This is a genomic window from Allorhizobium sp. GW101-3B10 (genome assembly GCF_059424725.1).
In genome coordinates this window covers 2,718,990-2,741,573 of record NZ_JBWKZR010000001.1, presented here as the reverse complement: position 1 = coordinate 2,741,573, position 22,584 = coordinate 2,718,990, and the positions used below count along the sequence as shown (strand labels likewise).

At 65.7% G+C, this 22,584-nt stretch carries 22 protein-coding genes and 1 tRNA gene; 5 read left to right on the top strand and 18 right to left on the bottom strand.

What is annotated here, in order from left to right; translation table 11 throughout:
• Positions 1-16: 16 nt before the first annotated feature.
• A complete protein-coding gene (locus AC07Y0_RS13750) occupies positions 17-346 on the bottom strand; it encodes a hypothetical protein (RefSeq protein WP_498678136.1) in 330 nt (109 codons plus the stop codon).
• A 125-nt stretch (positions 347-471) separates the two neighbouring features.
• On the opposite strand from AC07Y0_RS13750, the gene AC07Y0_RS13745 reads away from it, so the two are divergent.
• The gene (locus AC07Y0_RS13745) at positions 472-1,578 is read left to right on the top strand and encodes a hypothetical protein (protein WP_498678134.1); all 1,107 of its coding nucleotides are present in this window, start codon (positions 472-474) and stop codon (positions 1,576-1,578) included.
• 288 nt (positions 1,579-1,866) lie between these two features.
• Entirely contained in the window at positions 1,867-2,778 is a 912-nt protein-coding gene (locus tag AC07Y0_RS13740) for a DUF1499 domain-containing protein (protein ID WP_498678132.1), read from the top strand.
• A gap of 4 nt (positions 2,779-2,782) precedes the next feature.
• Here AC07Y0_RS13740 and AC07Y0_RS13735 read toward each other — a convergent pair whose 3' ends face one another.
• The 3 genes from AC07Y0_RS13735 to AC07Y0_RS13725 form a co-directional block, all read right to left on the bottom strand.
• Entirely contained in the window at positions 2,783-3,712 is a 930-nt protein-coding gene (locus AC07Y0_RS13735; protein ID WP_498678131.1) for an MBL fold metallo-hydrolase, read from the bottom strand.
• A complete protein-coding gene (locus AC07Y0_RS13730; protein WP_498678129.1) occupies positions 3,709-4,005 on the bottom strand; it encodes a cupin domain-containing protein in 297 nt (98 codons plus the stop codon). The genes AC07Y0_RS13735 and AC07Y0_RS13730 overlap by 4 nt, the downstream gene beginning before the upstream one ends.
• A gap of 410 nt (positions 4,006-4,415) precedes the next feature.
• Positions 4,416-4,976, bottom strand: a complete 561-nt coding sequence (locus tag AC07Y0_RS13725) for a type 1 glutamine amidotransferase domain-containing protein (protein WP_498678127.1) — start codon at positions 4,974-4,976, stop codon at positions 4,416-4,418.
• Positions 4,977-5,219: 243 nt separating this feature from the next.
• On the opposite strand from AC07Y0_RS13725, the gene AC07Y0_RS13720 reads away from it, so the two are divergent.
• Positions 5,220-5,294: transfer RNA gene (locus AC07Y0_RS13720), tRNA-Gln, on the top strand.
• 454 nt (positions 5,295-5,748) lie between these two features.
• Here the strand turns inward: AC07Y0_RS13720 and AC07Y0_RS13715 are convergent.
• The 12 genes from AC07Y0_RS13715 to AC07Y0_RS13660 all read right to left on the bottom strand — a co-directional run bounded on the left by AC07Y0_RS13715 (position 5,749) and on the right by AC07Y0_RS13660 (position 18,903).
• Entirely contained in the window at positions 5,749-6,222 is a 474-nt protein-coding gene (locus AC07Y0_RS13715) for a VOC family protein (RefSeq protein WP_498680236.1), read from the bottom strand.
• 113 nt (positions 6,223-6,335) lie between these two features.
• Positions 6,336-6,779, bottom strand: coding sequence for an SRPBCC family protein (locus tag AC07Y0_RS13710; protein WP_498678125.1), 444 nt, complete (start codon positions 6,777-6,779; stop codon positions 6,336-6,338).
• A gap of 100 nt (positions 6,780-6,879) precedes the next feature.
• On the bottom strand, positions 6,880-7,134 hold the full coding sequence (locus AC07Y0_RS13705; RefSeq protein ID WP_498678123.1) for a hypothetical protein: 255 nt from the start codon (positions 7,132-7,134) through the stop codon (positions 6,880-6,882).
• A gap of 220 nt (positions 7,135-7,354) precedes the next feature.
• Positions 7,355-8,341, bottom strand: coding sequence for a UDP-glucose 4-epimerase GalE (galE, locus tag AC07Y0_RS13700; protein WP_498678121.1), 987 nt, complete (start codon positions 8,339-8,341; stop codon positions 7,355-7,357).
• 97 nt (positions 8,342-8,438) lie between these two features.
• Positions 8,439-10,844, bottom strand: a complete 2,406-nt coding sequence (locus AC07Y0_RS13695; protein WP_498678118.1) for a polysaccharide biosynthesis tyrosine autokinase — start codon at positions 10,842-10,844, stop codon at positions 8,439-8,441.
• Complete coding sequence (locus AC07Y0_RS13690; protein WP_498678116.1) at positions 10,841-11,908, bottom strand: glycosyltransferase family 2 protein; 1,068 nt, start codon at positions 11,906-11,908, stop codon at positions 10,841-10,843. The genes AC07Y0_RS13695 and AC07Y0_RS13690 overlap by 4 nt, the downstream gene beginning before the upstream one ends.
• Complete coding sequence (locus AC07Y0_RS13685) at positions 11,905-12,846, bottom strand: glycosyltransferase family 2 protein (protein ID WP_498678115.1); 942 nt, start codon at positions 12,844-12,846, stop codon at positions 11,905-11,907. Before AC07Y0_RS13685 ends, AC07Y0_RS13690 begins: the two co-directional genes overlap by 4 nt.
• Complete coding sequence (locus AC07Y0_RS13680; RefSeq protein WP_498678114.1) at positions 12,843-13,865, bottom strand: glycosyltransferase family 2 protein; 1,023 nt, start codon at positions 13,863-13,865, stop codon at positions 12,843-12,845. The genes AC07Y0_RS13685 and AC07Y0_RS13680 overlap by 4 nt, the downstream gene beginning before the upstream one ends.
• Entirely contained in the window at positions 13,855-15,069 is a 1,215-nt protein-coding gene (locus AC07Y0_RS13675; RefSeq protein ID WP_498678111.1) for a glycosyltransferase family protein, read from the bottom strand. The genes AC07Y0_RS13680 and AC07Y0_RS13675 overlap by 11 nt, the downstream gene beginning before the upstream one ends.
• 34 nt (positions 15,070-15,103) lie before the next feature.
• The gene (gene exoK / locus AC07Y0_RS13670) at positions 15,104-15,895 is read right to left on the bottom strand and encodes an endo-1,3-1,4-beta-glycanase ExoK (RefSeq protein ID WP_498678109.1); all 792 of its coding nucleotides are present in this window, start codon (positions 15,893-15,895) and stop codon (positions 15,104-15,106) included.
• Between the two features lie 6 nt (positions 15,896-15,901).
• Positions 15,902-16,984 (bottom strand): acyltransferase family protein, encoded by a 1,083-nt coding sequence (locus AC07Y0_RS13665; RefSeq protein WP_498678107.1) that lies wholly within the window; start codon positions 16,982-16,984, stop codon positions 15,902-15,904.
• A gap of 440 nt (positions 16,985-17,424) precedes the next feature.
• Positions 17,425-18,903 (bottom strand): lipopolysaccharide biosynthesis protein, encoded by a 1,479-nt coding sequence (locus tag AC07Y0_RS13660; RefSeq protein WP_498678106.1) that lies wholly within the window; start codon positions 18,901-18,903, stop codon positions 17,425-17,427.
• Between the two features lie 120 nt (positions 18,904-19,023).
• Between AC07Y0_RS13660 and AC07Y0_RS13655 the strand changes: the two genes are divergently transcribed.
• Both AC07Y0_RS13655 and AC07Y0_RS13650 read left to right on the top strand, forming a co-directional pair.
• Positions 19,024-19,989 carry a glycosyltransferase family 2 protein gene (locus AC07Y0_RS13655; protein WP_498678105.1) on the top strand — a complete coding sequence of 322 codons (966 nt, stop codon included), beginning with the start codon at positions 19,024-19,026 and terminating at the stop codon, positions 19,987-19,989.
• Between the two features lie 76 nt (positions 19,990-20,065).
• Positions 20,066-21,019, top strand: a complete 954-nt coding sequence (locus AC07Y0_RS13650) for a polysaccharide pyruvyl transferase family protein (protein ID WP_498678103.1) — start codon at positions 20,066-20,068, stop codon at positions 21,017-21,019.
• On the opposite strand, the gene AC07Y0_RS13645 is transcribed toward AC07Y0_RS13650, so the two are convergent.
• The gene (locus AC07Y0_RS13645) at positions 21,010-22,029 is read right to left on the bottom strand and encodes a glycosyltransferase family 2 protein (protein WP_498678101.1); all 1,020 of its coding nucleotides are present in this window, start codon (positions 22,027-22,029) and stop codon (positions 21,010-21,012) included. The genes AC07Y0_RS13650 and AC07Y0_RS13645 overlap by 10 nt on opposite strands.
• A gap of 132 nt (positions 22,030-22,161) precedes the next feature.
• Complete coding sequence (locus tag AC07Y0_RS13640) at positions 22,162-22,455, bottom strand: exopolysaccharide production repressor protein (RefSeq protein WP_498678098.1); 294 nt, start codon at positions 22,453-22,455, stop codon at positions 22,162-22,164.
• Between the last annotated feature and the right edge of the window lie 129 nt (positions 22,456-22,584).

Genomic DNA, 22,584 nt, shown 5'->3' with positions numbered 1-22,584 from the left:
GGCAGTCTGCCCATCGCTAACCCGGCACAGCCGGCACGTCACGCCGCATGTCCGGCTCGTCGTGGATGAAGGTGATCTGCAGCGTCGCCATGCGCTCGGCCGCCGGATCGTTGCCGGCAAGGTCTGTCCCGGGCTCGTCGACCGCGATGCCGCCCTCGCGCAGTGCGGCGACCAGGGCAGGGTAGGTGCCGGCGGACAGCGTCAGGCGGATCGTGTTCATCAGGTTGGAATACATCTGCACGTCGTCGATCCAGCCGCCGAGGTCGTTGACGGTGTCGAAGACGAAGCTGGTGGCGTCCTTGCGCTCGCGCCGCGTCACTGCGTTCAGCATCAGAATCCGCATCATGTCGGCCATTCCCGCCGGTGGTTGCCTGAGGACGATTCTCGTCACGGCGGATGACAAAGCAAGCCGTTTGTGGAATAGGCGAGGCCTAGCCTTTCAATCGAGACAGCAGAAAGACCGGACGACCGATGAGCAAGCGCCGCCAGAGCCAGAGATCCCGTCCGAAGGCAAGGGTAAGGGCCGACGGCAGCACGGCGAACGGCCAGCGTCCGCGCCCCGAGGCGGCGTCGTCCGCGGCGAAAGGGCAGGCCGAAGCCAAGACCAAGGCCACCGCCAAAGCCACCGCCACCGTAAGCGCCGGCGGAAAATCCGCTGCCAGTGCCGCCGCGGCCTCCGCCCGGGCCGCCGGGTCGGCAGCAACCCCGCTTCCCGCCGGCAACCGTCCCGATTTCGCCCAGATCTTCGCAAACCCGTCGTTTCGCCGCTCGCTCTGGCTGCTCAATGCCGGCGTCATCGGCCTGCTTCTGTCGCAGGGCATTCCGCACGACTACGGCTTCCTCGAACTCGGTGCGCTGTTCACGCTGTCGGTCTATGATCTGGCTCTGGCCATGCTGGGCCTGGCGCTCGGCGCCGCCATGGCCGAGACCCGCCGCGACTTCGCCGCCGTCGTCGGCGCCTTCCTCGGCGTGCTGGTCGTCATGCTGACCTTCTTCGATCCGATCTTTCGCGTCATCCTCTCGTCGCCGCTGGGCGAGGTGCTCTACCTGATCGCGCCGACGGCCGTCATGCTGACCGGCGCCTCGCTCTGGCTGACGGGGCGCTACCGGCAATGGGCCGTCATGCTCGCCGCGGCCGTCGTTGCCTTTGCCTTCTCGCTGTTCGTCGGCCTCGACGACATCGGCGTGGGCCTGCTCGACTTCGCCTTCGGCACGGTCATGAGCGCGCTCTGGCTGGTGCTGGCCCCCGCCCTCATGCTGCGCCATTTCCGCGGCCCGTGGCTCGTGATCCCCTCGCGCATCGTCGGCAGCTGGCTGGTCGTCATCGGCGTCATCGTGCTGGTGTCGCTCTATGTGCCCATGCCGCTGAAGGCGCCGGCGCTGTCCGACCCTTCGCAGCCGGACGGCGGCGCGATCGAGCTGCAGATCCCCGACGACGGCTCAGCCCCGACGCTGAACGGCGAGGTGCTGGATCTGGAGGACGCAGAGCCGCGGGCGCCGGTGGCAGATCCCGCTTCCCCCGAGCCGCCGGCGGCAGCCGAACCGGCCCCGGCTGAGACCACGTCGCCCAAACCTTGAACGCGCTCCGGCCACGGAGAGGTCGTGCGGTGCGGCGTTGCTCGATTGCGGACGGCACGCTCTCGGTGCCGGACATCCAGGCGAGGAATGCACCTGACGATTTCCCCCACTTGAGGGGCAAGCCGCCCGCGCTTCGGTGATGCAGGAGGGCAGGGGGTGTCCGATACGGACGGCTTGCGCCCGTATGGCCGCGACAATCTCCCCGCCCGCTTGTCGCCCCTGCGGCCAGACGATAAACAGGAAAGGACTGCTTCGCTTGTCCCTCCGCCTGACCCGGTGCCGCCCCCGATGACCATCCGCTACGACAGACCCGTTTCGCGCTCGGCCTTCCTCGCCCGGCGGCTCGGGTTCTTCGCCGCCGGCATGCTGGCGATCGTCATCCTCGCCCACCGCTTCGGCCCGCTGACCACGCCCGACTTCGTCGCGCTGGCGGCGATCTCCACCGTTCCGGCGGCGCTTGCCGTGCCGCTCGCCCTGATCGGCCTTGCCCGGCTCTGGCAGGTCGGCGCGCTCGGCGGCGTGGCCGCGGCCTGGGCATTGTTCTATGCCACGCTGCCGCTCGGGCTCACCGGCTGGGCCGCCGTGCGCTATCTCGACCGTCCGCCGATCTACGATGTCTTGAGCGACCCCGTCGATCCGCCGCAATGGCTGCGCGCGCCGGCCGCCAGACAGCAATGGATGGAGCGCCCGCCCGTCACGCCGGTCACCCGCGAGGCGCAATACAGCGCCTATCCCGGACTGACCGGGCGGCGCTACGAAGGCGCGCTCGACCGCGTCTACGAGGCGGTCCGCAAGGTCGCCGACGCTAACGGGCTCACCATCATCGCCGAGCGCGGTCAGGAATTTGCCGTGCCGGAGTTCCAGCCGCTGGCGCCCGCCGCGCCGGCCGGTGCCGTCGACCCCAATGCGGAACCGCTCAGCGTGCCCGTGCCGTCGCCGCGCCCCGAGCCCCAGCTTGCGGCACCGTCGCTGCCGCCCGAACCGGTCGGCACGGTGCGCCTCCAGGCGGTTACCCGCACCTTCGCGCTCGGGCTCCCCTTCGACGTCGTCATCCGGCTGCGCGAGGAGGTCGAGACGACGCTGGTCGACCTGCGCGTCGCCAGCCGCTACGGCCCGCATGATCTCGGCATCGGCGCGGAGATCGCCGAGCACTACATGCATGCGCTCGACGCCGAGCTTTTGGGGATTGCCGGGGACTGACCGTTCAGGCTGGCCGGTAGACGCCGGCCAGCCGGGCCGGGCCGTCGGTCGTCACCTGGCCCTTCTCGACCAGGTCTTCCAGATGTGCGAGCACGGAGAGCGCGGCTGCGCCATGCAGGCGCGGGTCGGTGCTGGCATAGATCACCCTGACCATGTCGGGGATCAGCCGGTCGCCGGCGCGGATGCGCTCCAGCACGGCCCGCTCGCGCATGCGGCGGTGGGTCCGAAGCCCGCGCAGGAAGGCCGCCGGCTCCTTCACCGGTCCGCCATGGCCGGGAAAATAGATCCGGTCGTCGCGGGCGAGCAACCGCTCCAGCGAGGCCATGTAGTCGCCCATGGCGCCATCCGGCGGCGCGACGATCGAGGTCGCCCAGGCCATGACATGGTCTGCGGAAAAGACGATGCCGTCTTCGTCGAGCGCGAAGGCGGCATGGTTGGCCGTGTGTCCCGGGGTCAGGATGGTGGTGAGCCGCCAGCCGTCGCCTTCCACCACGTCGCCGTCGGCCAGCGCGATGTCGGGCACGAAGTCGAGATCCGAGCTTTCGGCGAAGGGATTGGCCTCGCCCTCGTGCAGCGGCCGGGCCGGGCGATAGGGGCCTTCGGCGACGATCAAGGCACCCGTTTCGGCCTTCAGCCGGCGGGCGAGCGGCGAGTGGTCCTTGTGGGTGTGGCTGACGGCGATATGCGTCACCTCACGACCGGCGAGCGCTGTCATCAGTGCCGCGAAATGGGCTTCGTCCTCCGGCCCCGGATCGATCACGCAGACGGAGGCACCGCCGACGATGTAGCTGTTGGTGCCGTGAAAGGTGAAGGGGCCGGGATTGTTGACCGTGATGCGCTGGACATGCTCGGCCACCGACACGGCCTCGCCATGGGCGGGCTGGAAGACCAGGTCGAAATCCGGGCTCTCCGGCGCGTCGCGGGGTTCGCTCATTTGTACTCGATCTCGATGAAGGACATCGGCTTCTTGCCGCCGTTGACGACATTGTGCTCGACGCCCGCGTCGCGGCGATAGGCCTCGCCCGCCGGCCGCGTCAGCCGATGTTCGCCGGTCGCATCCTCGACGAGGAAGTCGCATTCCGTCATGGTGACGACGACATAGCCCATGCCGTGTACGTGATGCCCGGTCGCGGCCCCCGGCTCGAAATCCCAGCGCGTGATGCGCACCACCTGATCGTCGACCAGGACGGTGGGAATGGCGGGCGGGCGGGCGGAATATCCGGGCATGGTGGCTCCTGTTGGCGTGCGACACTCGGCCAGAGGTATCGCACCGCAAAAGGGTCGGCGTAAAGGGCGAAGGCGATTTGCGGCGGCCGCGACCGCGCATTGATGTTGGCGGTCTGCGGGCTGGGGCGTGGATACTCGGGTCAAGCCCGAGGATGACGGAGTTTCAAAGGACGCAAGGCCGCTGGCCCAGGCACTCTGCAATTCAATGTGGAAGACGAGAAATCTCCAGACAACCCTTACGACGTCGTCATCCTCTGGCTTGACCCGAGGATCCTCGCCCAAGGCTTAGAGCCCGAGGGTTCATCCGCCGCGGCACCCTCAGCCGGCACGCCACGCGCGCCTCGGCCGAGACGCCAGGGGCAAAGAAGAACCCGGCCCGGTTCAGGGGCCGGGGCAATGTCGTCGTTCGATCAGGCCGCGCGGCGCTCGTGTCGGCCTTCCTCGACCTCCTCGACGATTTTCTTGACGAAGGCATCGAGGTCGTTGGGGCTGCGCGAGGTGATGATGCCCTGGTCGTTGACCACCGCCTCGTCGCGCCAGGCGGCGCCGGCGTTCATAAGGTCGGTCTTGATCGAGGCATAGGACGTCGCCTTGCGGCCCTGGAGCGCGCCGGCTTCGACCAGAAGCCACGGGCCGTGGCAGATCGCGGCGACCGGCTTGCCGGACTGGACGAAGCGCTTGACCAGATCGACGGCGCGCGCGTCGGCGCGCAACAGGTCCGGATTGATCTGGCCGCCGGGGATGACCAGCGCGTCATAATTGTCGACCGAGACGTCGCCGACGACGAGATCGACGTCGACGGTGTCGCCCCAGTTCTTGTCGTCCCAGCTCTTGATCGGCGCCTTTGCGAGCGAAGCGATCTCGACCTTGGCGCCATGGGCCTTCAGCTTGTCGAGCGGGAACCTGAGTTCCGAGCGCTCATAGCCGTCGGTGGCGAGGATGAGGATGCGTGCCGAGTTGATGGAGGGCATGGGGATCTCCTTGTCTTTGCTTGGTTTCGCTTGGGGTGGATGCAACATAAAACCCGCGAGAGCTGCGATCGTTCCCCGCAAGCCCCGTTTCCGGGGAAAAGAACGGCGAGGCGCCTCCCTGCGTTGCTGGATCGCATGATCTGCGGCCCGATCAACGCGAAAAAATCCGTCACAAGGTCATTGCCGCTCGGGCCGGCCTTTGCTAATCAGGCGGCCATCGGCGAGCGGCTTCTTCCGCTCTGTTGGGGCGTCGCCAAGCGGTAAGGCACCGGTTTTTGGTACCGGCATTCCCAGGTTCGAATCCTGGCGCCCCAGCCAAGCTCTCCTTTTCACGCCGAAAGTCAGCATTTCCGGCACATTCCGTCAGCTGGGAATCGATTTGGGGACATTGGCGTAAGCGATTGTCGTCATGGACCGAACCACACCGGGTTCGCCGGAGCCGCCAACTCGTGAGAAGCAGGGTCGATGGCAAGCAAGACGATGAACAGAGCGAGACCCCTTCTTTCAGCGCCCGGCGAACGCGTGTCGCGCGTCAGACCCTTGCCGCCATCAGGCGACCGTTCAAGGGCTGTAATTTATAGTCATCGCTGTTCTCCATAACTTGCGTTCTCGACACAGTTCTCGCGGTGATTTCAAATGGAACTCGACGGGTGCGCATTGCTGCTCAGTCAGGTCGAAGCTCGCGGCAGGGCGCCAACTATCTCGTGAGCCGGCATGGGACCGTCGTCCACGCTGACGATCACATGGTGACGATCCAGCTCGACAAGAGCCGTTAGCCTCGCCGAGCTGTCTCGATGGCGGCCACGTCGATTTTCTTCATATCCAGCATCGCCTCGAATGCGCGTTTTGCCTCTTGGCCTCCGGCAGCCATCGCCTCGGTCATTACGCGCGGCGTGATCTGCCAGGAGATCCCCCATCTGTCCTTGCACCAGCCGCATACGCTTTCCTCGCCGCCATTGCCGACGATGGCGTTCCAGTACCGATCCGTCTCTTCCTGGTTGTCCGTGGCGATCTGGAAGGAAAAGGCTTCATTGTGCTTGAACAGAGGTCCGCCATTCAGGCCGATGCAGGGAATGCCGGCGACGGTGAATTCGACCGTCAGCACGTCGCCGGCTTTGCCGGATGGATAGTCGGCGGGAGCGCGCAGGACCGCGCCCACCGAGCTGTCGGGAAATGTCTCGGCGTAAAAGCCGGCCGCGACCTCGGCGTCCCTGTCGAACCAGAGGCAGATGGTGTTCCTTGCAATCGTCATTGGTGATCCTTTCTGTACCCAGGAGAGTTTAGGTCGGTCCCCACGGGATTGCCCGTCGCTATCCTGCGCGTATCCGTTGTTGCAGAAGAACCGCGAGCGGGCCGGGCCTACGGGTTGATCTCCGGCTCGACGAGTCTCTTGAGCTTGTGCAGGGAATCCTGCCAGCCGAGATAGCAGGCCTCCGCGGGGATGATATCCGGCACGCCTTCCTGCTCGATGTGCATCTCGGTGCCGACCGACACGGCCTTCAGGTCCACCGTGACCGTCATCTCGCCCGGCAGGTTCGGGTCGTCGAACCGGTCGGTGTAGACGAGGCGCTCGCCCGGAATGAGCTCGAGATAGGTCCCGCCGAAAGAGTGGCCGTGGCCGGTCGTGAAGTTGCGGAACGACATCCTGTGATGGCCACCAACTTTCGCATCCAGTTCATGCACGGTGCAGGTGAACCCATGGGGCGGAAGCCAGCTGGCCACCGCATCCGGTTCGAGGAAGGCGCGATAGAGCTTGTCGGGTTTGGCGGCGAAGACGCGGTGCAGACGGATTGTGCTGGGCATGGTTTTCTCCTTGTGGTTCGGACGCTATGTTCATGACGAACGGAGCCAGCAGGAATCGACATGGCGTCGGAAAAAAAATCTGGCGTCGCCCCGATTTCCGTCAACGGCCCGCGGTTTCCCGCGGATATTCGAGCTGCATGGCGACCACATCGGCGGTGCCGGTGCCGAAGCGCGCAGCGATCGCGTCAAGCGCAGCGAGCGCACCTTCCACGGCAAATTCGTTGCCGCGACCGGAGAGACGGCGGCGCACTTCGTCGAGACCGCCCGGCTCGACACCGCGCGAATGCTTCTCTCGCGCGGTGTCGTTGAAATCGGTCGCGGCGCAGGTCGGCCTCTTCCCGCCCGCGCGCCTCACGGAAGCATTCGAGCGGCCGCTTCGACACAAAACCGCGCCTCTTCCGCGACAAGCACGCCGCACTGTGAACGCTGAAGGCGGCCTCGCACAAGTGCTGTGACCGGCATGGCTTGCACCTAGCGCCCGCCTCCTGCGGTCTGCCAATTCTGCCATCGGTCACGGCTGTTCCGGTTGACTGATCCTCTTGGGAGATGAACTCCAGCAGGTCCTCGAAACCGCCTCATCCCGACATGTTCTGGGAGGTGTGCCATCGCCAGGCGGACCGGGCGATCTCCTCGAGGGAAAATTGCGGCTGCCAGCCGAGCACTTCCTGCGCCATCTCGTTGTTCGCCACCAGCACGGGCGAATCCCCTGGTCGCCGGGCGCTGAAGCTGACCGGAAAACTCTGGCCGGAGACCGCGCTGATCGTCTCGAGGAGTTCGTTCACCGTCGTTCCGGTGCCGGTGCCGAGATTGAGTGCAAGCGATGTGCCGCCGTCGAGCAGATACTCGACCGAGCGCACATGGGCGTCCGCCAGATCGATGACATGGACGTAGTCTCGGACGCAGGTTCCGTCGCGGGTGTCGTAGTCCGATCCGAACACTTCGAATTTCGCCCGGCGGCCGAGTGCGGCCTCGATCGCGAGCGGAATGGCATGGGTCTCGGGCGTATGCCATTCGCCGATGCGCCCTTCGAAATCGGCGCCGGCGGCATTGAAATAGCGCAGCGTCACGGAGCGCAGCTCCGTGTAGCTGTCATAGTCCTTCAGGGCTTGTTCGACGACCCATTTCGTCCGCCCATAGGGATTGATCGGTGCCTGCGGGTGGCTCTCGTCCATCGGCACCAGTTCCGGCAGGCCGTAGGTGGCGCAGGTCGAGGAAAAGACGATCGCGTCGATGCCGGCCGCCTGGGCCGCCGAAAGCAGCGTCAGCGATCCGATCACGTTGTTCTCGTAGAAGGACACCGGGTCCCTGACGCTCTCGCCGACTTCGATGAGCGCGGCGAAATGGATGATGGCGACGGGCGCATAGTGCTGGAGCACCTCGTCGAGCCGCGCCCGGTCGCGGATGTCGCCGACGACCAGGGGACCCCATCGGACGAACTCGTCGTGACCGTTGGACAGGTTGTCGTAGACCACGGGCAGGAAGCCCGATTGCGAGAGCTTGAGGCAGGTGTGGGAACCGATATAGCCGGCGCCGCCGACCACGAGAACAGGTATATCCGTCATCGATGGGATTCCTTGCTGTTGATGTTCCATGACTGTCCGTTCCGGAGGTCCGCGCTGCGCACCGCCGGTTGATGATGAGCAGACGGCATTCGCCGGCTCAGGCCTGGGAAGAGGACGCCGCGGCTCCTTGTCCCTCTGCAGCCGGAGGCGCCGCAGGACGCGGTCTTGCGGCCTTTGGCATGGGCGACTGGTAGTAGGCCTCGTACTGGCTGCGGAATTTCTCCTGTCCGCCGAACTCGCTGTATCTCGGCAACTGCGTCATGTCGGTCTTGTTGAGCAGCACGCCGAGGATCTTCGAGGTGATCAGCGGTTCGGAGTCCAGGAGGTCGGAGACGAGGCGTGTCGGCGTCTTGCCCCATTCGACGACGAAGACGAAGCCGTCGACCTGGGCCGAGAACGCCTTGGCATCGACCACGGGGCCGAGCGGCGCGAGATCGACGATGATGTAGTCGAAATGCTGCCGGGCGCTCTCCATCAGGCTAGCCATGCGGGGCGAAGCCAGCAGTTCGTTGGTGTGCGGCAGCTGTTCGCCATGGGATCGGGGCTGGATCGGCAGGATGGCGAGCTTCGACTGCGGGTCGACCCGAATGAGGCTCGTCCAGGCGACGTCGCCGATCACGGCCTCGACCAGGCCGGCCTTGGGCGCGGGCTTCAGCATGCGGCTCAGTCTCGGGTTGCGAAGGTCGGCGTCGATCAACAATGTGCGCTTGCCGCTGGCGGCCAGCAGCATGGCGAAATTGGCGGCCACCGTGGTCTTGCCTTCGCCCGGCAGCGAGGAGACGACGCCGATGACGCGGCTCGGGCGTCCCTGCAGGACGATGTCGCTTGCCAGCTTCACGTTGCGCAGGGTTTCGGCAAAGGCCGAACGCGGGGCTTCGAGCACCAGCCGTGTCATCCGCTCCAGCGGCAGTTCCGGCGGCGGTTCGGCGGAAGGTTTGCCTCCGCGCCGGAAGAAGCCGTTGACGCGGTCGATCGGCCGATTGGCGGTTGCGCCGACAAGCGGGAGATAGCCGAGCGAGGTCAGCCCGAGAACAGAACGAACCTCGCTTCCGAGGCGGAAGTAGCGCTCCTGCATTTCCTGCGCGAAGGCGAGCGCGCCGCCCGCCATCAGGCCGAGAACGGCCGAGAGGGCCAGCACCATGGTCTTCTTCGGGCTGGACGGCGAGACGGGAACACCGGCATCCGAGATCACGCGCGCCTGGGCAATCGGGAAGGTCTGCTTCTGGTTCGCCTGCTCGTAGCGGTCGAGATAGGACTGGTAGAGCGTCTTGAGCGCGGTCGCCTTCTGCTCCAGCTCGCGCAGGTGGACGAGCGATTTCGTCGCCTGCGAATTCTTGCCGGTGACCCCCGCTATGCTTTCGCGCAGCGACGTTTCGCGCGACCGCGTCACTTCGTATTCGTTGCGATAGCTGTCGGTCAGCCGCTGCAGTTCCTGGAAGATCTGCTGGGAGATCTCGCCCTTTTCGCCCTTCAGGGCGACCGCCTGCGGGTGATCGGCGCCGAAGCTTTCGGTCACCTCGCGCTCGCGTTGCTCGATCGCCAGATAGCGGCCGCGCAGCTGCTGGATGACCGAATTCTCGCTGCCGCCGGCACCGATCATCGCATTCTTGACCGCATTGTCGGGGCCCTGGTCGACGATCGACTTGAACTGGTCAAAGCGGGCCGAGGCCTTGGCCACGTCCGCCTGGGCGATGATCAGCTGGCTGTTGAGGTCGGTGAGCTGCTGTTCCGTCATCAGTTCGCCGCGCGTCGAGGTCAGGCCGTTCTCGGTCTTGTAGCGCTCTGCCTCGAGCGAGGCGGCCTGGGCGCGCTGTCTCAGATCGTCCAGGCGTTCCTGCAGCCAGACGGACGCCCGCTCCGCCGCATCGAAATTGGCGTTCAGCTGGTCGGCGAGATAGGCATCGGCATAGGCGTCGGCGACCTTGGCGGCCAGCTGCGGATCCGGCGAGCGATAGGACAGCGCCACGACGGCGCTTCGCCCGACCCGCTCCACGGCGATGCCCTGCTGCAGCATCGCGGCCGCCTTTTGCCGTTGGCCTTCGAGCACGGCCTCGTCTGAGACCGCATCGGCGAAGAGGCTGAGCGTGCCGCGCAGCCAGGACTTGGCGGTCGAGACGAGCGATTTCGGCGGGTTGAGGATCGTATCATTGTCGGCGAGCCCCGCCTCGTCGACGACCCTCAGGGCCATCTTGTTCGATTTCAGGATCTCGACGGCGCTCGAAATCTGGGTGTCGGCCTGCTGCTTGCTCTGCGGCGAGGCGAGCTCCTCCTCGGCGTAGCGCGCAAGGTTCTCGTCGAGCAGGATCTGCGTCATCGAGGTGTAGACCGGGGTCGTGAAGACGAGATAGGCAACGCCGAGCATCACGAAGAGAGCGGTCGCAAGGCCGATGGTCATTGCGCGCCGGAGGACCGAGGCGAAGAGGCGGTCGAGGTCGATGAAGGAATCGCCATCGTCCTTTTCCGGACGCAAGACGCCGTTCAGGGGCAGGGCTCTGTGGTTCATGGACGCGTTCCGTTTCCAAAGGGGGCCCGGGCGAGGCGATCGGGGGCCGTCGAGCGTTCTTTGTTCGTGTGGGGGGTCATCGCGGGGGCGGTCCGCTCGGCTGAATATTCCGAAGGCCGGACCGTCGAGGGCCGTTCCTTCAGGCGCCGCAGCCGGGCGGCGATCGGCATGGAAAGGTGGCGGAGCGCGGCCGGGTCGCGAAGGGCGGTGGCAAGCGCGCCGGCCAGCGACCGGCGCTTCAGGTGCCCGATCAGCGTCAGGAAGGAGTGCGCCTGCGTGAGGCTCCGGCGGCGGCGGCGCTGGGCGGCAAGCGCCGCGGCGTCGAGCCGGTAACGCCGCAGGAATCCGGCATCGGCGGTCAGCATCGCCTCGACGTGTTCGAGCTTCAGCACGCGAGAAATCGATCCCTCGGTGATGTGGTAGAGATAGCCGACCGTCGGATCGACCACGCATTTCGCGCCCGCCGCCAGCGCGGAAGCCAGCAGCAGATAGTCCTCGCCGATCCTCAGGCCCTCGTCGAAGCGCAGGTCGTGCTCCGTCAGGAACTGCCGCTCGAAGACCGGTTTCATGTAGCCGAGATTGTGTTGCGAGCGGAAAAGCATGTTGGATTCGATGAAGGCGGGCAGCATGAGTTCCGGGCGGGCTGCGAGTTCGTGTGCGTCGAACATGATCTGCGTACTGCCGTCGGCCGACACGATCGCGAGATTGTCGACGACGATCTGGGCGCCTTCGGCTTCGGCCTTTGCGATCATGCGCTTCAGGCGATCCGGATGCAGCGTGTCGTCGGCATCGAGCACGGCGATCCAGCGCCCGCGTGCGGCGTCGATACCGGCATTCCGCGCGCCGCCCGGGCCGCGGTTTTGTGGCAGGGCGACGAGCCGTAGGCGCGGATCGGCGATCGCGGCGACGACCTCGCGCGTGGCGTCGGTGGAGCAATCGTCGGCGACGATCAGCTCCAGCACGACACCTTGCTGCGCCAGGGCGCCGGCCACTGCGCGGCCGATCGTGTCCGCGGCGTTGAAGGCGGCGATGACGATACTGACGTCGGGGGTCGGCTGCATCATGGTGAGGTGGCCCCCAGCTCGCCGTATTGACGGATTTCGCGTACACCGATCAGGCCGCTGACGACGCCGATGTGCAGGGCGGCGCGAAGCCCGTAGCGGTTGCGCTGGATGGCGAAGGGCGCACAGGCCAGGCCTGCCAGGAGACAAAAACCCGCCTTCATCGCTGCAAGAGCCAGCTGTGCCGGCCGCTTCGCCATGGGCGCTGGCCCGGCCAGCAGCCGGCCATGCGTCTGCCCCATGCGAAAGCGCCGCCTGGCGAGCCAGGATAGCCGCGCGCGTGCCGGCGGCACCGGTTCTTCGACGAAGGCATCGGCAGCATAGGCGATCTTGCCGCCGGACCGATGCAGGTGGGTGAAATAATCGGTGTCCTCGCCGCCGCTCTTGCCGAGCGCAAGGTTGAAGCGGCGCCCCGTGACCGCCGGAGAGGCGCGGCGCAGCAGGACATTGCAGGTGTAGCCGGTGCGGATCTCGTCCCCGACCCAGACCGGTGCCGTCGAATGAAAATCGCCGTGGCGCATCCAGCCCGGCGCACCCGCTCCGTAGCGTGCCCTGACCGGCCCCAACACAGCATCCGCGCCTGTTGCCTCGGCGATCATGTGCAACAGCAGCAGCCACTCGGTGGAGGCCACTTCGTCGTCGTCGATGAAGGCGAGGAAATCGCCGTCGCTGTTCTGAAGGCAGGCATTGCGGGCGATCGATATGTTGGCGACTGGGCAGTGGACATAGAGAAGGTCGAAGGGCAGGGACGGGCGCAAGCGGTCGACCAGGGGACGGGCCGAAGGCGACGCGTCGTTGTCGGCGACGATGACGCGGACCGAAACCCCGTCCGGCAGGGCAAGGCCGGCGAGCGAGCGCAATGTCTGTTCCAGTTCCGGGCGACGGAAGGTGCAGACACCGATGTCGATGCGGGTTGAGGGGAGGCTGAGGCGCGCGCTCATAGCGAAGGCTCCCGGCGCGGCACTGAGATGGGGTCCCGCCAGTCCCTGGCAAGCACTTCACGCCAGAAACCGGCTGACCAGGCGAAGTGCATCACCATGGCCGAAACGGCGGCGAGCGGCCCGTGTGGGTTGCGCTGCTTCACCGCGAGCCACACGCCATAGCCGATGCAGGCCCCGGCCCATACGACAAAGGGGATCGCCGCCGCCCAGTTGAGGATCGCAAGCAGCGTGCCGACCGTCACAGGGGCGACCGCAAGCGGGATCATCTGGCGCAGGCTGGGCAGGGCACGATGCTTGAGGAAGTTGCGCGCCCGACCGCGCCCATAGCCGAAATACTGACGAAACAGCGGCTTCACGCTGGCGCGCGGATAGTAGACCATGCTGGTCTTGTCGGTCATCCAGATGCGATGACCGGCCTTGACCAGCCGATAGTCCAGTTCGGCATCTTCGTTGTGCTGGAAGCTCTCGTCATAGCCGCCCATCTGGCTGAAGGCGGCGATGCGCATCAGGGCGTGATGGCCGTGGTCCGTCCAGTGGCTGGCCGCACCGATGCGGTGTCGCGATCCGCCATTGCCGAGTTTCGAGTTCTGCGCGAGCGCGGTCGCCTTCTGGAACGGGCCGAAGCCGACCGTCTGCATTCCGACCACGACGGAATCGGCTCCGGTTTCGAGCGCCTCGTCCACCAGGTTCTGGCAGTAGTCGAGCGGATAGTCGCCATGGGCGTCGATGCGGATCAGGTATTCGCAATTGCCGCCATGGGTGGCGACGGCCAGATTGACGGCGGCGCTCTGGATCCGCTTCGGATTGTCGAGGAGCGCAACCTTCGGGTTCTCGCCTGCGATCCGTTTGACAATGGCGCGCGTGCCGTCGGTGCTGCCCCCGTCGGACACCACGATCCGCGCGTCCAGGTCGGAAAGCGCCCCTTCAAGATTGGCAATCACCGCCTCGATGTGCGTCGCCTCGTTGAGGCAGGGAATGACGATCAGGCATCGGACGGACTCGCGTCTTTCATTCGTCATGGGAGGTCTCCTTGGCGGCAAGAGGCTGGGCAAGCGGACGGGCGGAACGCACCGCCGGCTGGCCGGCGGCCAGCGTCGACAGGCGCTTCACCAGCCGCTGGCAATCGGCACGGTTGAAGGTCCATGGCCCCGGTCCGAGCATGCGGATACGCTCGGAAGCCTCGCGGTAGGTCCGGTCGGTCATGGTCTCGAACAGTTCGGTCAGCCGTTCCGGCGCGGCATTGGGCAGGATGACGCCGAGGCCCCGCTCCTTGAGGAAGCGGGCGGTCTCGGTACCCGCGAGGGCGATCGGGACCGTGCCGTGGCGGCAGCTTTCGTAGAGCCGGTTCGGCAGCAGCCAGGACGAATTCTGGCCTTCTTCGAAGAAGTCGATCGCCCAGGAAAAATGGACGCCGGAATAGATGCGGGCCAGATCCTCCGGGTTGCGGTAGGAGCCGTGGAAGGACATGAAGGGCTCGTTGCGCACGAGACCGTCGAAATCGTCGAACTCCGAATAGGCGGGCCGCCCGCGCAGCACGATCTCGGCGCGGCCGGCCATGGCATGGGAGAACGCCTTCAGCAGGTCGAGCGATTTGGCGCAGCGGAGCGCGCCGAACCAGCCGATGCGCCAGGGCTGTGCCGGTGCCGGTGGGGCCGTCGCGGCCGCCTCGGTCCCGTCGTCATCGTCGAGGTCGAGAACCTGGTTCTGCAGCAGCAGGGACGGCAGGTCGAGGCCCGAGAGCGGGCGGAAATAGTGTTCGATGAAGGCGGGAGAGCTGGTGATCAGCAGCCCCGCCTTGCGGCCGAGCCTCGCTTCGGCCCCGCGCAGCGCCTTGCCGACGATGTCGTCGCGCAGCAGCAGGCGATGGATGTCCAGGCACTCATAGGCGATCGGCACGTCACCGCCGAGGACAGACGTGGCCCGATTGGCGAGGGCCAGCATTTCGAGGTTGCGCGCCACGATGACATCCGGCCTTGCCACGCCGCGGAGCCTGGCGCCGATCGCCAGGCATGCCTTCGAGACCGCGCCGATGCGCTGGGCGAAGCGCCCGTCGGCCGTCACGCCGAGCTCGATCGGCGCCACGCCCTCGATGACTGCCAAGGCGTTGTCGCCACGGCGAAAACCGGCGAGCGTCACCTCAGCGCCGCCGGCCTGGAGCATCAGCACGCGGCGACGGACGGCGGGATCGGCGAGGTCGTGGACCAGATACAGTATCTTCAGCATAGGGACATCCGTTCTCGGGGGGCGGAAGGCGACGTCATTTCAGCTTGCAGACCAGCGACTGCTCGAACTGGCAGGCGTCGCCGGAGGCGGTGAAAGCGAGGCGTTCGACCTGCATTTTCGACGGAGAGGCGTAGGAGAAGGCGCCCATCCAGTCCTTGAGGGTGTCGGTGCCCCAGAGGCTCAGGAAGATCTTCTGGGCGTTGGTCGGGATCTTGGCCGGGTCGGTCACCTCGTGGACCATCTGGCCATTGACGAAATAGCGCAGCCGGTTCTTTTCCCAGACGAAGGCGAAGTCGTTGAAGGCCGCACCGGCCCCGCCCGGCACATCGGCGAGCGCTTCGTTGCCGCCCTTGCCGGCGATATACTGGTTGAGCTGGACTTTGGAGATATCCTTGCCCAGGACCTCGAAGTCGATCTCGTCATGCGGCTTCTTGTCGGTCGGGCCGATATAGGTGAAGAAGGCGGAGTTCAGGCCCGGGGGCTCGGCGCTCTTCATCCGCACCTCATAGGTGCCGTAGCCGAAGCGGCTGCGGGTCTGGATCTCCCCGCAGACATAGTCGCGTTCGCCCATCTGCCGCTTGTCGAAGGTGAGCTCGAGCGCGCCGTTGGCAACACCGACTTGGGTCTTCGACCAGGTGCAGTTCTGGTGCGGCCCGTTGTTCCAGCCGTCCGAAATGTACCACACAGCGGTGTCGAGCTTGTCGAAACTCTCGACGAAGGACTTGCCGGTCACGCCTTCCTGGGCGCTGGCGGATGTACCGAGGGCGAGGGCAAGGCCGGTCAAAAGGAGCAGACGCTGGGTTCGTATCATGGGGCGCGCATTCATGGGCGGTCACCTTTTATGGGAGGAAAATTCGGGAGACGTCCCGGCGCCGGTGCCCAGCGGCCGCCTGCGGGCGGAACCGATGCGATCGCCGGTGAGGAGGGCGAGCAGGCCGGGCGCCAAGAGCTTCATGAGGCCATGCGAAACCACGAGTGCGGCGATCGTCAGGACCGGGGCCACGAAGTAGAAGAGGGGGTAGTGCCAGGCGCCGGCGCGGTTCCAGGCCATCCACAGGACGATCAGCAGCGGATAGTGGGCACAGAAGATCCAGAAGCTGAGGCCGCTGCCGGCGCCAAGCCTGGCGCCCAAACGCGTGCGGATCAAAAGGCTTGAGAGAGCCCAGGCGCCGAAGATGCCCGATATCGCGACGATCCCCCGCAGCACGTCCATCCACTGCGGATATTGTGGGCCGGTGGCATAGAGGCCGGCGGCAAGCAGGAGCGACACCAGTGCGACCGCCAGGACGACCGGTCGGGCATGGGCGTCGAGGCGCTTCACGTCGACCTGATGCAGTGCGGCATAGACGCCGACGCTGAAGCCGAAGAGGATGGATTTCTTCAGGAATATGCCGTTCGGAACGGGCAGGACCGCATAGGCGAGGAAAAGCAGCAGCGTGGCGCGCGGGTAGCGCATCACCAGATGCCCGATCAGCGGCGACAGGACGAGGCACAGCAAAAGGTCGCGCAGGAAATAGAGCGGCAAGTTGATCGGCCATGCCTCGAGCGCCAGAGCGTGACTTACCAGCTCGCGCGGCGTGGCGCCGGCCGCGTCAGGCAGATAGCCCTGGCCCATGTCGAGCTTCTGCGCGATCAGGACCGCCAGCAGGAAGGTCGAGTTCCACAGCAGGAAGGGCAGCAGCACGGTCTTCGCCTTCGTGCGCATCACCTTGGGATAGTCGAAACCCGAGAGACCCCGGTGGAAGAGCAGGTAGCCGGAAATGGCGCTGAGGCACGGCACGCCGATGCGAAACAGGCTGTCGCCGAGATAGACCCGGATCCAGTCCACGACGCCATAGGCGCCGAGATAGGGGCTTCTTGGCGGATCGTAGGGGATGTGTACAAACACGATCCCGGCGATGAGCAGAATGCGCATCAGGTTGATCCGCGATGATACGTTCGCGTCCACGTTCACGATGTCAGTCACTCCTATTGTGGACGCGACAAATCGCGGCCGTTCAAACCAGAGCAGACTTCAGCCCGCACCCTTAGGCTAGGTTCGGGAGGGGCGTAAAATGTGGCGCCGCAGCGAAAAACAGGCTGCGGTCTGCTGCGCCGCAGCAAATGGGCTGCGGGAATGCGGGCTGTGGTCCGGCTCGATCCGTGCCGGCGGCGAGCGAAAAGCGCCACGCTTCCGGTGCCTTATGAAAAATTGCGATGCGTCAATTCACGACTGCAGGCGGCACCCGATTTTTCTGCAGTTTTTTTCTCGTAAAAGTAGCCGAGAGCGCGAACTACATGCTCTGGGAGGCGCATTGTGGTCGAAATGAGGCGGTTTTTCCGGCCGTTTCGGGATTTATTGGCGACGACCGATCGTCACGATTCTCCCGCCAGGATCGGGGCGGGGGTCCGCTTGCGCACCAGATCCTTCAGTGTCTGCAGCAGCCGGCGTTCGAACAACAGGGTCAATGCACCGTAGATGACACCGCCGATGCCGATGCCGGCGACCAGCTGGAGAGCGGGATTGGGAAGGAGATGCCCGTAGGCATCGAGCAGATAGCGCACGACAAGCGCCATGGCGATCGCGGAGACCATGGGGCGGGCGGTGAGGAGGAAGGCGGTGAGCGGGGCGCGGTCCGCCTGATGGACCACCCAGGAATAGCCGACCAGGACGACGGCATTGACGAGGCAAAGGGCGATCATCGCGTCGGTCAGGCCGCCATGCATGGCCGCATAGGCCACGGCGCCCGTCGTGGCGACGGCGCGAAACAGGGCCCAGGCGAACAGTATGCCGCCACGGCCAATGCCCTTCAGATAGGGGATGTAGGTGCTGCAGGGGGTGAGTATCCCCTTCGACAGTGACAGCAGGGCCAGCACCGGCCAGGCATGGGCCCATTGCTGGCCGAAGAGAACGCGCATCCCGGGTTCGGCCAGCGCCCACAGCCCGAACATCATCGGCGCCAGCAGCACGGTCGTGACCTGAGTGCTGAGCGTCAGTGCCTGCAGGCGGCGCTGGCGATCATGCATCATGCTGCTGAAGGCGGGGAAGAGCACGCCCATGACGGCGGACAGGACCACCTGGTTGGGGATGCTGGAAAAGCGGTTCGCCGCCGAATAGGCGCCGGCGTCGGAGAGGCCGAGATAGCGGGAGATCACCACCATGGGGGACTGGAAGGTGATGAAATTGGCGATCTCCGAGCCCATCATGCCCATACTGAAGCGCCCGAGCGACAGCACCAGGCGTGGGCGAAAGACGAAGCGTGGGCTGTAGCGCGACACCGCGTAGAGCCCGGCCAGTCGAATGAGCGCCGAGGAAAAAAGCTGGGCGATGAGCGCCCAGACGCCAAAGCCGAGAAGGGCCAAGGCGACCGCGATCAGCGCCCCGGCCGATTCCGAGATCATGCTCCACAGCGCGTCGCGGGAAAACTGCATGCGCCGGGCCAGCAGCGCATAGGCCACGTCGCCGGTCAGTTGGAGCGGGATCAGCAGGCTCATGATCCGCAGCAGATCGCCGGCTTCGGGCGCGCCGAACAGGGCTGCCAGATGATCCGCACCCAAAAACACGCCGAGGGTCATGGCCGTCGAAATCGCCAGATTGGTCCAGAAAACCGAGTGGATGGTCTCCATGTCCTCTTCCGGCTGGATGACCAGACCGGAGGCAAAACCGGCCCCGCCGATCATCGCCAGAAACTGCACGAGAGCCAACGCGACGGCCACTGCGCCGAATTCCTCAGGCGAGAGGATGCGGGCCAAAATCGGCACGGTGACAAATTTAAGCCCGAATGTCCCTGTCTTGGATAGGACGCTCCAGCCGACGTTTCGGGTCACCGACTTCGCGTTCACTGCTGGCGGCATGGCGACATCCTGACGATTGTGGAGGGGAAAGGGCAATAAAAACAACGCGCCTTGCAAGGGCGGCAACCAGATGGGCGGAGACCGCGTAACCTCTTTTAGATAAACCGCAGGGGCGAAAAGATGGCGAAGCTGACAGTTATCATTCCGTATTACCAGAAGGAGCCGGGTATCCTCGGGCGCGCATTGACCTCCGTCTTTGCCCAGACCTTCTCCGATTTCGACGTGATCGTCGTCGACGATCAGTCACCCTATCCGATCGACGAGGAGCTTGCGCTGCTGCCCGAGCACCAGGCCGAACGCATCACGGTGATCCGCCAGCCGAATGCCGGTCCGGGCGGCGCGCGCAATACCGGGCTCGACGCCGTGAAGCCGCAAACCGAATTCGTCGCCTTTCTCGATTCCGACGATGTCTGGACAACCGACCACCTCGCCAACGCCTATCTCGGCATGACGCGCTTCGGTGCGGACTGCTACTGGGCATCCATCAGCGGCGGCGAGGCATTCTACTATCATTTCGGCATTGCCGAGCTGGAGAAGACCGAACAGGTCATCCGGCTGCAGGACGATCCGCTGATCGTCGAACTGCCGGAAATGACCAGTGTGATGCTGAAGAACTGGAGCTTCCTGCACCTCTCCTGCATGGTGATCGGCCGGCGGTTGTTCCGGTCGATCCGGTTCGAGGCGGAGCTCAGGCTCGCGGCGGAAGACGTGCTGTTCTTCTGCGACTGCGTGCTGGCGGCCGATAGGGTCATCCTGTGCGATGTGCCGGGCGCCGAGCGCGGGGAGGGCGTCAACATCTTCCACGGCATCGACAGCGACTCGCCGCAGTTCCTCAAGCAGCAGTTCAACACCTGGATGGCGCTCGATACGCTGGAGGGGCGCTTCTACGGGCGCGGGCAGGAAGTGGCGTCCATCCGCAGCTACAAACAGACGGCGCGCCGTCAGGCGCTGTGGAGTCAGGCGCGGCTGGTCAAGCGGCGCAAGCTGCCGCAGGTCGAGCTTCTGGTGCGCTGGCTGTGGCGCGATCCGCGCCTGCTGGGCAGTGCGGTCGGACTGGCGGCCGGCAAAATCTCGCGCCAGGCCTGACGCCGCAGCCTTTCGCAATCATCTATGGCCGAGGCCCGTCCGATCGATCGGTCGCGGCCGCAACCAGGAGCAAGCCATGAAACCGTATTACTGGGAATCGCAGTACGGCAATTTCGGCGACGACCTCAATCTCTGGCTCTGGGATTTCCTGCTTCCCGGCTTCCGCGAGACCCATCCCGAGACCCTTCTCGTCGGCGTCGGCACCGTGCTCAACACGGCGCTGCTTCCGGCGGACGGCCACAAGCTGGTTCTCGGCAGCGGCTACGGCTATGGCGCGCTGCCCGATATGTCGGACCGTTCGCAATGGGATGTGCGCTGCGTGCGCGGGCCGCTGACGGCCGAGCGGGCGGGACTTTCCGCGGACATGGGCATCGTTGATCCGGCGGTGATGGTCGCCGACATGCCCGAGTTCAAGGATCTGCCGAAGACCCACCGCAAGAGCTTCGTTCCGCATTGGGAAACGGCGATCGCTGGAATCTGGCCGGCGATCTGCGAGACGGTCGGCCTGCACTATATCGATCCACGCGGGGAGGCGAAGGACGTCATCCGGGCGATCGCCCAGTCGGAGACGATCGTCGCGGAATCCATGCACGGCGCGATCCTCGCCGATGCCTTCCGCGTGCCATGGGTCGCGGTCACGACCTCGCAGAGCATCAACAGCTTCAAGTGGAACGACTGGGCGAGAACGGTCGGCGTTTCCTATGCGCCGCGCAAGGTGCCGGTCTCGACCCGTGCGGAGGCGATGATCAAGGGCGCGCGGTTCTGGGGCGTCGATTTCAAGGATGAAGGGGCGGAGGTCGCGGCCGATCCGAACAGCCGGGTGATCGACGGTGGAATGCTGGTTGCGACCCGCGAACCGCGTCAGACGAAGCTGCGCGTCGCCGCCAAGCAGGCGCTCGCCATGCCCTCGACCTTCGCGCTCTGGCAGGCGAGCCGCGCGGAGCCGCAGCTCAGCGCCGGCGCGGTGCTGGCCGAGCGCAAGGCGCGCCTGCTGGCGGTGATGGACGGCGTTCGCCGGGACTATTTCTGAACCGGAACCGGTGTCGCGGGCAGCAGGTAGCGGAGCGCCGGCACGCCGCCGGGGCGGGTCGGAACTTGCGGAGACGCACGTCGGAAACGCTCGGTCTTGTCGGCGAGGATGCCGCCGGCAATGGCGGGCAGCGCCACCGGATGCGAGAGCGCGTAGCGCAGGGCCGCGCCCGGCCCCTGGCCGTTCTTCAGGTCGAGGAAATGGCGAAGCTCGTAGCGGCCGCGAATGTGGCGTTCATGCCGGCGGATCAGCCGTGCCGCCCCGGGTGCGAGGTCGCCCGCCTGCAGGATGGCGCGGTCGGCCTCGTAGAGCCGTTTCAGGTCCTCGGTGCGATGCTGGCCGCTCAGCGAATTCTGCCGGACCACGGCGCCATAGCCGCAGGCATGGCTGACCCGGTAGCGGGCGCCCTTGGCCAGCGCCCGGACATAGAGGTCATAGTCCTCGCCCAGCCTCAGCTCCTCCCGGTAGCTCAGGCCGTTCGCCTTAAGGAAGTCCCGCCGCATCACCGGCTTCAGGAATCCCGTCTCGCCCCGGCTCTTGCCGCGCCTGGAGATGTTTCCCGCGATGAAATGTTCGAGATCGATCAGTCCGGAGGTGGGCTGAAACGCCGCCACGTCGAGACGGGTCATGTCCGCATGGCGCTCGTCAACGAAGACGATGTTGTCGGCAGCGAAGTCCCAGTCGGGAAGGCCAAGCAGGTTGCGAAAACGTCCCGGCAGGAAGAAATCGTCGGCGTCGAGCACGGCAATCAGCGGGGAGGATGACAGGGTGATTGCATGGTTGCGCGCCGCTGCCGGGCCACGATTGTCATCGAAGCGCACGATCTGCAGCCGTCCGCTGCCGTCGTCCGCGCCCAGGGCCGCGGAGCCCGTGGCGTCGGTCGATCCGTCGTCGATGACGATCACTTCGGCGACCTCCGGCTCGGCCAGGGCCGAGGTTACGGAGCGTACGATCGTGGCGGACGCGTCCTTGGCGGCAATGATGACGCAGATCGATGTGGGGTTGGTCACGCCTCACTCCTTTGTCCGGCCGGGAAATCAGTTCCCGGCCCGTGGGGGGTCGGTGGATCAGGCCAGCATGGAGGTCGATCGTGACGCAAACGGGGCAGGCGCGACGATTTGCGTCGCTGCGGGTACCCGGTGCTAGAGGTTGGGATGTTCGGGAGCGTTCAGACGCGAGACGGGAACGGCACCGGACTTGGCGGCGTTCTGGTCGGGTTTGACGGTCTCGCCGGCAGAGGCGCCCTGGCTTTTCTGGCGCGCGGAGCGGCTTACCAGGATCAGCACGCCGACGAAATAGCCAACCTGGAGCAGAACGGCGGCGACGGCGGTCTGCCATAGCGTCGTGCCGATCGAACCGGTCAGGACATAGGTCACGATCGCAAAGACGATCAATGCGCCCAGCATGCTGGCAAAGACCCGAGGTGCATACATCATGCGACCCCACATCCGCTGTTCTTTTTCATGGCGGTTCGCCTTCTCCTCCAAGGCATTTGCATAGGTATATTGGTCGGCGAGGCTAACTTCAACGCCTTAAGTTCATCGCAAGCCCTGCGCTTCCGGTTA